Source organism: Kocuria sp. CPCC 205297 (assembly GCF_040981035.1).
GTDB lineage: Bacteria > Actinomycetota > Actinomycetes > Actinomycetales > Micrococcaceae > Kocuria > Kocuria marina.
The window spans coordinates 24,158-33,510 of sequence record NZ_JAVKPY010000016.1; the positions used below are offsets into that span (position 1 = coordinate 24,158).

Here is a 9,353-nt window from a genome sequence, read left to right on the forward strand (position 1 = left end):
GAGCCATGATGAATCCGGCACGCCTCAACTCCGACCTCTCCCGTCTGAGGCGGGAGACCGACATGTTCCTCGCGACCGTGGAGTCCCTCTCGGACGAAGAAATGGTGGGCCCCACCCTGTGCGAGGGTTGGGACCGCGCGCACGTGATCGCGCACCTGGCCTCCAACGCCCGCGCCCTGGTCAAGCTCATCGACTGGGCCACCACGGGTGAACCGCAGCAGCCCTACGAGTCCCACGAGGCGCGCGAGCAGGAGATCGACGAGCTCGCCGCGCTGCCCAAGGACGAGCTGATCGAGACCTTCAAGCAGAACGCGCAGTTCTTCGCCGAGCAGTGCGAGCGTCTCAAGGGCGACATCGTCACCGAAGAGCTCGACCTGCACGGTAAGCCCGTCCCGGCCACGTCCGTGCCCGCGGTGCGGATCGCGGAGGTCGTGGTGCACCACCACGACCTGGACACCACGTGGACCGTGGCGGAAGCGGACCCGGACTCCCTGCTCAACGCCGTGGAGGCCGCGGTGCGCACCATGCGGGCCAAGGGTGCCCCGGGGATGACCCTGCGCACCGAGGAGCGGGACGAGTGGATCATCGGCGACGGCGGTCAGCTCATCACCTCCGACCGCGAGGGCATGCTGCGGTGGCTGGCCCGCGGTGACGACGAGTTCGTGGAGTCCGAGGGCGCCCTGCCCGAGCTCCCCGCGTGGTGAACGCGGCTCGCTGACCCGCTGTCGGACTGACCCCGCTGGGCCTCCCAGCGGGGTCCGTTGCGCATCAGGAGAACACCGTGATCCCGTAGGCCGCGAAGATCACCAGGTGCGCCGCACCGTGGATCGACGTGACCCTGGAGGATGCGAACGTGGTGAGGGAGAGTCCCAGCGTGATCCCGAGCAGCACCAGGTTCGCGGGGCTCTCGGCGAGCACGACCGTTTGATCGGTGAGCAGCCCGATCACGAGTATCGCCGGGATGGTCAACCCCACCGTGGACACCAGCGCCCCGTGGCACAGGTTGCTCACGCGCTGGATCTCCCCGGCCAGCGCGGCGCGCAGCGCGGTGAGGGATTCGGGCAGGAACACGATGGCCGCGATCAGCGCGCCGGCCAGCGCGGGCGGTGCCCCCACACGGCCGAGCCCATCGTCCAACAGCGAGGCCATGTCGTGGGACAGCACCACGATGGGCACCACGGTGATCACGAGCAATGCCAGGCGCGCGAGGATCTCGGTGCGGTGCTCGGCCAGGACCGAGCGCAGGGAAGGATGCGTCGTCGTCTCCCGGGCCGCGGTCTCCGGACCCGGGCGCAACCGGGGGTCCACTTCGGTGAAGTCCACGGCCTGCGCACCCGCCTGTCGGTACAGGAAGAACGCGTAGATCGCCACGGTGACTGCGACGATGGAGATCTCCTGCCACGGCTGGTACGCGCCGTCGGTGCCGAGCACCGCGGGTAGCACGAAGGCCAGGGCGCTCAGGACCACGAGCAGCGCCAGGTAGTTGGAGGTTCCCGTCCGATTGTGGGCCATGTCCCCGTGCTTGAGGCCGCCCACGAGCAGGCACAGACCGATTACCAGGTTGAGGATGATCATGGCCACGGCCATCACGGAGTCCCGCGCGATCGTGGCGTGCTCACCGGGGCCCAGCATGACGGCGGAGATCAACACCACCTCGATCACGACGATGGACAGGGTCAGCACCAGCGAACCGTACGGATCGCCGAGCCTGTGGGCCAGGTGTTCGGCCTGTTGCACGACGCCCGTGGCCGCGTACAGGATCACGCCCACGATCACCACGAGCGCCCCCACGAGCAGCGGGGAGGACACGGGTGGGGCCAGCAGCGAGCCGGAGAGTTGAAGCAGTACGAAGAATCCCCATCCCGCGATCACGCGGGCCAGGGCTCCCGGAGTCAGGATGGAACGACGCGTGGGGGACATGGAAGCGTCAGCTCGATTCTCGGGACTGTGCGCGCCCCGGTCCGGCCGGGGTCGTCCCCGAGCTATCCGGTGTGCTGACGGGTCGTCCCGTCGGAGGAGGCGATGTCCGGGTCTCAGTCACGCACCGCGAACAACCACGGATCCGCTCGATCCGTGTGCGGATCGCCAAAGTTCACGAACGTGCGGCCCTTGGCCTCCACGACATTGTATTCCTGGATAACTTCCAGGCTGAGCCGTTCGCGGTGGGCGACCTCCACGATCACCGCGGTGGCACCGGAGCGGTCCGGGAGGGTGGCGGGGTAGGCCAGTGCGGCGACGAGCAATCCGGAGGCCTTCTCTCGCGCGATGTCCCGCAGTTCGGCCAGCACGTCCTGGGGGGCCAGATCGTTCACACGAGACGGGTCCACCGAATCCAGTTCGAACTCTCCGTCCTTGGCGCCGGTGACCAGGAAGGCCGGGAATGCTCCGTACTGGCGCACCTGTTCCTCCACGACCGCCTGGACGTGGCTCAGTGCGGTGTCCACGGTCTCCACGGCGGAGTCCGAGACCCACTGGCGCCACGCGTTGTCGTGATCCACGCGGGCGCGCGCGGCGTCCGCCCGGGTCATCCGGGAGGTGCCCTTGGAAGGCGTGGAGCGGCGTCGTGATGAACGGGCGGAGGACTGAGCCACGAAGTGGGACCCCTTCGGGAGATCGGCGGGAGAACGGGAGTGCTGAGTCCAGGGTAGGCGCTCGCTAGACTGGATCGGAACCAATCAGCGAATACCAGGAGCATGCATGTCTGCGATCAATCGCGAGCAGGTGGCGCACCTGGCCGAACTCGCGCGCATCGAGATGTCGGACGAGGAACTGGCCCGCGTGGCCGGTGAACTCGATCTCATCGTCGAATCCGTGGCCTCGGTCAGCCAAGCCGCCGGGGACGACGTCCCCGCCACGAGCCACCCCCTGCCGTTGCACAACGTCTTCCGCGAGGACGTGGTGGGGGAGACCCTCACGCAGGAGGAAGCCCTGAGCAACGCACCGGACAGCCAGGACGGCAAGTTCCGGGTCCCGGCGATCCTGGACGGGGAGTGAGCATGAGCGAGCGCATCGTAGAACTGTCCGCCGCGGACCTCGCGGCCAAGCTGGCTTCCGGTGAGGTCTCCTCGGTGGACGCCGTGACCGCGCACCTCGAGCAGATCGAGGCCACGGACGGCACCCCGCTGGACGCCCAGGACCGCTCGCACGGGACCGACGGGCTGAACGCGTTCCTGCACCGCAACCGCGAGGAGGCCCTGGATGTGGCCCGTGGTGTGGACGAGGCACGCGCCAAGGGCGAGCAGTTGCCCGAGCTCGCGGGTGTGCCCGTGGCGGTCAAGGACCTCATCGTGACCAAGGGCCAGCCCACCACGGCGGCGTCCCGGATGCTCGAGGGTTGGATGAGCCCGTACGACGGCACGGTGACCCGCAAGCTGCGTGCGGCGCGCATGCCCATCCTGGGCAAGACCAACCTGGACGAGTTCGCCATGGGTTCGTCCACCGAGCACTCGGCGTTCGGTCCCACGCGCAACCCGTGGGACCTGCGCAAGATCCCGGGCGGTTCCGGTGGCGGTTCCGCCGCCGCGGTCTCCGCGTTCCAGGCGCCCCTGGCCCTGGGCACGGACACCGGTGGCTCCATCCGCCAGCCCGCGGCCGTGACCGGCACGGTGGGCGTCAAGCCCACGTACGGTTCGGTGTCCCGTTACGGCGTGATTGCCATGGCGTCCTCGCTCGACCAGGTGGGCCCGTGCTCCCGCACGGTGCTCGACGCCGCACTGTTGCACGAGGTCGTGGGCGGTCACGATCCCGCCGACTCCACTTCGCTGACGGATCCCGTGGGCTCCTACGCCCGCGCCGCGCGCGAGGGAGCGGCCGAGGGTGGGCTCAAGGGGCTGCGCGTGGGCGTGGTCCAGCAGCTGAGCGGCGAGGGTTTCCAGGCCGGTGTGCAGCAGCGCTTCGAGGAGTCCCTCGAACTCCTGCGCGCCGCGGGCGCCGAGATCGTGGACGTCCAGACGCCCAACTTCGAGTACGCGCTGGGTGCCTATTACCTGATCATGTCCTCGGAGGTCTCCTCCAACCTGGCCAAGTACGACGGCGTGCGCTTCGGTCTGCGCGTCACTCCCGAGGGCACGCCCACCATCGAGAAGGTCATGAGCGCGTCCCGCGCCGCAGGCTTCGGGGACGAGGTCAAGCGTCGGATCATCCTGGGGACGTATGCGCTGTCCGCGGGGTACTACGACGCGTACTACGGTTCCGCACAGCAGGTGCGCACGCTCGTACAGCGTGATTTCGCGGCGGCGTTTGAGGAGGCGGACGTGCTGATCTCGCCCACCGCGCCCACCACCGCGTTCGACATCGGGGGCGTGGACGAGTCCGCGGATCCCATGCAGATGTACCTGAACGACATCGCCACGATCCCCACCAACCTCGCGGGGATCCCCGGGATCTCCCTGCCGGGCGGCCTGGCACCGGAGGACGGGCTGCCCGTGGGGATCCAGTTCATGGCACCGGCGCGCGAGGACGCCCGCGTGTACCGCGCCGGGGCCGGTCTGGAGCGGTTGCTCACCGAGCAGTGGGGCGGCCCGCTGTGGCGGGAACGCGCCGACGTGACCGCCACCGTTCGTGACTTTGCGGCCACTGCCGCGCAGGGAGGCAAGTGATGAGCCAGGACGTGCTGTCCTTCGAGGAAGCCCTCGAGCGCTTCGACCCCGTCCTGGGGTTCGAGGTGCACGTGGAGCTGAACACCAAGACCAAGATGTTCGATGCCGCCCCCAACACCTTTGGGGACGAGCCCAACACCAACGTGACCCCGGTGTCCCTGGGGCTGCCCGGCGTGCTGCCGGTGGTCAACGGCAAGGCAGTGGAATCCGCGATCAAGCTCGGTCTCGCGCTGAACTGCTCGATCGCGCAGAAGTGCCACTTCGCACGGAAGAACTACTTCTACCCGGACACCCCCAAGAACTTCCAGACCTCGCAGTTCGACGAGCCCATCGCGTTCGACGGGCACCTGGACCTCGAGCTGGAGGACGGCACGGAGTTCCGCGTGGAGATCGAGCGCGCCCACATGGAGGAGGACGCCGGCAAGCTGACCCACATGGGCGGGGATGCCGGGCGGATCCAGAACGCGCAGTACTCCCTGGTGGACTACAACCGCGCAGGTGTGCCGCTCATCGAGATCGTGACCAAGCCCATCGTGGGTGCGGGGGAGCGGGCGCCGGAACTGGCCCGCGCCTACGTGGCCGCGATCCGCGAGATCGTGAAGAACCTCGGCATCTCGGACGCCCGCATGGAGCGCGGCAACGTGCGCTGCGACGCGAACGTGTCTCTGATGCCCAAGGGCGCCACGCAGTTCGGCACGCGCTCGGAGACGAAGAACGTGAACTCGCTGCGCGCCGTGGAGCGCACCGTGCGCTACGAGATCCAGCGCCACGCCGCCGTGCTCGCCGCGGGGGAGAAGGTCACGCAGGAGACCCGCTTCTGGCACGAGGACACCCGGTCCACGACCGCGGGGCGGCCCAAGTCGGACGCGGACGACTACCGCTATTTCCCCGAACCGGACCTGGTGCCCGTGGTGACCACGGCGGACTGGATCGAGGAACTGCGCGCGAGCCTTCCCGAGCCCCCCGCCGAGCGCCGCAAGCGGCTGAAGGCGGACTGGGGGTACACGGACGAGGAGTTCCGCGACGTCGTCAACGCGGGTGTGCTGGACGAGATCGAGCAGACCATTGCCGCGGGCGCCTCCGCCGCCGTGGCGCGCAAGTGGTGGATGGGTGAGATCGCCCGCCTCGCCAAGCAGCGCGAGGTCGAGATCGCGGACCTGCCCGTGACCCCGGCCCACGTGGTCGAACTCAACGGGCTGATCGACGGCGGCAAGATCAACGACAAGCTGGCCAAGAAGGTCCTCGGTTTCGTGGTCGAGGGTGAGGGCACCCCGGCGGAGATCGTGGAGTCCCGCGGGCTCGCGGTCGTCTCCGACGACGGCGCCCTCACCGCCGCCGTGGACGACGCCATGGCCCAGATGCCGGACGTGGTCGAGAAGATCAAGGGCGGCAAGGTCCAGGCCGTGGGCGCCCTGATCGGACCGGTCATGAAGGCCACGCGCGGCCAGGCGGACGCCGGACGCGTGCGCCAGATCATCCTGGGGAAGCTCGGCGTGCAGGGCTGACGCCCCCGTCACGAGCACGGAGAAGGCCGGTTCCGGGACCTTCACGGGTCTCGTGGAACCGGCCTTCTCTCGTGAACGTTCCGCCGCTCAGTCTTCCGTTTCCTCCGCGACCCGCCACTCCCGCAACCCGTTCGCCGTCGCCGAGTCTGTATTGATGATCGCCGCGATGCGCTCGCGGATCTGCCGGTCCTCCTGGGGGGAGCGGCACACGCCGTTGGGCTGGTCCGAGGCCGTGGAGCACCACTGGAACCGGCCGTCCTGGGTGTTGGAGCTCGGTGCCCAGGCCAGATCGCTGACCCGCCACCCGCCGTCGTCCCCGCGCGCGAACTGGAAGCGCGTGATCAGACCCTGGTTGTTGTTCTCGTACGCCGGGGAGGTCTCCGTGACGGTGTTGCCCAGTCCGTAGACGATCCACTTGCCGTTGTAGTGCTCGATGGGCTGCACGCTGTGCGAACCGTGACCGTACACGGCGTCGAACGCACCGGAATCAATCAGCGAGTGGGCCGTGGTTTTCTGGTAGGCGTCGGCGTCGTCCTGGTACTCGATGATCGAGTGCATGGCCGCGATCACCACGTCCGCGCCCTGCTGGCGCGCCTTCTTCGCCTGCGCCACGGCGCGGTCGATGTCCTGTCGCGCGGCCTGCGGCTCCTCGGCGGGGTCCCGCAGCCGGTCCACCTGCCAGTCGTGCTCCGCCCGTTGGCCGTTGAGACTGTTGGTCCCGGTGACCACGGCCACGGTCCCGGCCGGGGTCTCCAGCAGCATGGGCTCCTCGGATGCGCGCTCGGAAGTGTACGAGCCGGTGTGCTTGAGGCTCGCGTCGTCGAGGGTCGCCAAGGTCCGGTTCACGCCCTCGGTGCCGCGGTCCACGGTGTGATTGGTCGCGGACGTGCACGCGTCGTAACCCGTGTTCTTGGCCGCCACGGTGATCTCCGGCGGCACGCTGAAGCTCGGGTAGTCCGAGTAGGGCCCACCCTTGGGCGCCACCGGGGTCTCCATCTCGCAGATGGCCACGTCGGCCTGGTCCAGGTACGGCTTCTGGCCGGCCAGCAGCGGGTCGAAGTCGAAGTGTCTGCTTTGGTTCATGGCCGGGTCCACCGCGAAGTTGCGCCACAGGCCTTCGTGCAGCAGGAGATCACCGGTCATCGCCACGGTGAAGCACGCGTCCTCGGGACACTCCGGGCCCTTACCGGGCTCGCTCGCACGGGCCGTCTCGCTCGTCGCCCGGTTGGTGGCGGATGACGTCGCTGCGCCGGGATTCTGCCCCGCGTCCTTCTGGGCGTCCCCGCCCGAGGCCCCGCACCCGGAGACCAGCAACGCCACCCCGGTCAGCGCCGCGGCCCCGGCGACCCGCGGCGAGCGTGATCGTCGGGCAGCGCGGGATGAACGGGGTCGGAGGGGCAGGGGAGGCATGCTGCGATGCTATCGCACATGCCCGTGATCTGAATCACCTCCATTTAGATCATAAAAATCTGACCAAATTCGTCGCAAACCCTTCCGTCCACCTTTTTGGGAGGTTAGGCTTTCCTAAGTTTCGCGAATCGGGTGCGATCGGGATGTTCTCGGCGGACCCGGTCGGATTGGTCACAACGGAAGCGGGGACGATCGTGGGTCGAACCGACAACGGGGCACAGCTCGGGTACGTGGGCGTGTCGGAGCGCGTGGTGTCGCTCGCGCACCGCATGCTCGCGGGCGCGGGCCGAGCGAACGTGGTCGCCTACCGCCTCGAGGGTCAACCTACACTGCCGTGTTTGGCACACGGGTTCATGTCGGACGGCCGGATGGTCATGGCTGCTGCTCCCCAGCCCGACACCGCTGCGCTGACCCCGGCGGGGCAGACCGTGGACGTGCGCGTGGACATCGCCAAGTTCGCTCCGGACCCCTCCGTACGCATCGTGGCGGCCAGTGCACACTTCCTGGCGGGTCTTGAGTGGCTGACCCCGGGCGGGACCGACGAACTCCTCATGACGGGGGAGTTGCCGGAGCTCGTGGCGGCCGTGGCCGACACCGCCTCCGGGCGACTCGCGATCGTCTCCACGGCACGGGTCGTGGTTCATGACGGTTCGGGTGCCACGCCACTGAGCGTCGACCAGGTGCGGGCGTTCGGCCGCGAGCTCGGGGATTCCATGGCCGCGGTGAACACCGAAGCCGTGGCCCTGGACGCTGCGGTGTCCGTGGATCCAATCGATCTGGCCGGGATGTGCGATGCCGCGGAGAACGGATGGATCCCCGCCCACCTGCTGACGCGTAAGCCCTCGAGCGGCGGGTGCGCTCACACCCGGAATCGGGATTTCGTGGTGGACGTGGATCTCACCGGGGTCACGGTTCTGCGCGAGGGTTCGACCGCTACCAGCGTCTACTTCGTCCCGTTCCATCGTCCGACGTCGTCCGCGCAAGACCTCGCCGACAACCTCGCATCCCTGCTGGGCACCCCCGCCGCAGCGTGACGCCGCGCCGGTACCCCAGCGGCAGCGTCACACCCCGAGGCTGTCCGGCGGTCGTGTGAACCTGCCGGGGCTCGATCAATCGTTGCAGACATGAGAGGACCGCGAGTCGCATGACTCGCGGTCCTCTCATGTCTGCAGTTGTTACTCGGCGAGCTCCGCGATCAGCGGGCTTCGTAGCTCGCGCAGTTGGCGTCCGCAGTGACCTCGATCGACGAGGCGGTGCACAATAGTTCCTTGTTGTGCACGCACTCGAGGCGCTGGCACGCGCCCACCTGGCCGTTGGCGGTGGGCAGGCCACCGCGGGCGTCGAGCGAGATGAACGTGGTGCACGAGGCCTCGGAGCCCTGGCCGCCCACCGTGATGGCGGGGGCGGTGCAGCCGTTGTCGTTGAAGGCGCAGCCGGTGGCGGTGCAAGCGGAAACAGCGGTGAGAGTGGCCATGATCTTCTCCTGTGATTTGGGTGGTGCTCTGATCGCCGGATGAACTGATCTGGACACTACGGGTGTTTTTCGGGGCGCGCCAGTAAGTTGACCCTTATGGTAAAAGGTCGTTACCCAATTGGGGTTAGGTGGCCCTTCCCAAATGAGTGTGGGTAAGGGCCCAAGCGGGGTGCGTGTCACGGGGGTCGGGTAGGGGTCGAGGCCTCCAGGATGGGGGTGCTGAATCCAACCGTCCTCGAAGGCCTCGATGTGTCCCATGCTATGTGCGCGCCGGCGTGCGCGCTCTTCGACCTGCCCGATGTCCACGTGCTCACGATCGAGCGGCACCGCTCCTCGTTCACCCTGGTGGTCGAGACCGTGCCGTCA

General features: G+C 68.4%; 9 protein-coding genes. 5 read left to right on the forward strand and 4 right to left on the reverse strand.

Going from position 1 to position 9,353, the window contains the following annotated elements; all coding sequences use genetic code 11:
- Positions 1–5: 5 nt before the first annotated feature.
- Positions 6–704 (forward strand): maleylpyruvate isomerase family mycothiol-dependent enzyme, encoded by a 699-nt coding sequence (locus RF650_RS12685; RefSeq protein ID WP_313361874.1) that lies wholly within the window; start codon positions 6–8, stop codon positions 702–704.
- Positions 705–768: 64 nt separating this feature from the next.
- Here the strand turns inward: RF650_RS12685 and RF650_RS12690 are convergent, their stop codons facing one another.
- Together RF650_RS12690 and RF650_RS12695 are read right to left on the reverse strand one after the other, a co-directional pair.
- Entirely contained in the window at positions 769–1,920 is a 1,152-nt protein-coding gene (locus tag RF650_RS12690; protein WP_368815099.1) for a calcium:proton antiporter, read from the reverse strand.
- A 113-nt stretch (positions 1,921–2,033) separates the two neighbouring features.
- On the reverse strand, positions 2,034–2,591 hold the full coding sequence (locus RF650_RS12695; protein WP_242670629.1) for a hypothetical protein: 558 nt from the start codon (positions 2,589–2,591) through the stop codon (positions 2,034–2,036).
- Positions 2,592–2,697: 106 nt separating this feature from the next.
- On the opposite strand from RF650_RS12695, the gene gatC reads away from it, so the two are divergent.
- From gatC to gatB, 3 genes are read left to right on the forward strand one after another with little or no spacing between them, the layout of a single operon-like run.
- Positions 2,698–2,994: an Asp-tRNA(Asn)/Glu-tRNA(Gln) amidotransferase subunit GatC gene (gene gatC, locus RF650_RS12700; protein ID WP_064846057.1), complete on the forward strand. Its 297-nt coding sequence runs from the start codon at positions 2,698–2,700 to the stop codon at positions 2,992–2,994.
- A gap of 2 nt (positions 2,995–2,996) precedes the next feature.
- A complete protein-coding gene (gene gatA / locus RF650_RS12705) occupies positions 2,997–4,598 on the forward strand; it encodes an Asp-tRNA(Asn)/Glu-tRNA(Gln) amidotransferase subunit GatA (protein WP_368815100.1) in 1,602 nt (533 codons plus the stop codon).
- On the forward strand, positions 4,598–6,103 hold the full coding sequence (gene gatB / locus RF650_RS12710; RefSeq protein WP_085107147.1) for an Asp-tRNA(Asn)/Glu-tRNA(Gln) amidotransferase subunit GatB: 1,506 nt from the start codon (positions 4,598–4,600) through the stop codon (positions 6,101–6,103). The genes gatA and gatB overlap by 1 nt, the downstream gene beginning before the upstream one ends.
- 87 nt (positions 6,104–6,190) lie before the next feature.
- On the opposite strand, the gene RF650_RS12715 is transcribed toward gatB, so the two are convergent.
- Positions 6,191–7,513, reverse strand: a complete 1,323-nt coding sequence (locus RF650_RS12715; protein ID WP_368815101.1) for a CapA family protein — start codon at positions 7,511–7,513, stop codon at positions 6,191–6,193.
- A gap of 194 nt (positions 7,514–7,707) precedes the next feature.
- On the opposite strand from RF650_RS12715, the gene RF650_RS12720 reads away from it, so the two are divergent.
- Complete coding sequence (locus tag RF650_RS12720) at positions 7,708–8,547, forward strand: hypothetical protein (protein WP_368815102.1); 840 nt, start codon at positions 7,708–7,710, stop codon at positions 8,545–8,547.
- A gap of 161 nt (positions 8,548–8,708) precedes the next feature.
- Here the strand turns inward: RF650_RS12720 and RF650_RS12725 are convergent, their stop codons facing one another.
- A complete protein-coding gene (locus RF650_RS12725; protein WP_368815103.1) occupies positions 8,709–8,987 on the reverse strand; it encodes a DUF1540 domain-containing protein in 279 nt (92 codons plus the stop codon).
- Between the last annotated feature and the right edge of the window lie 366 nt (positions 8,988–9,353).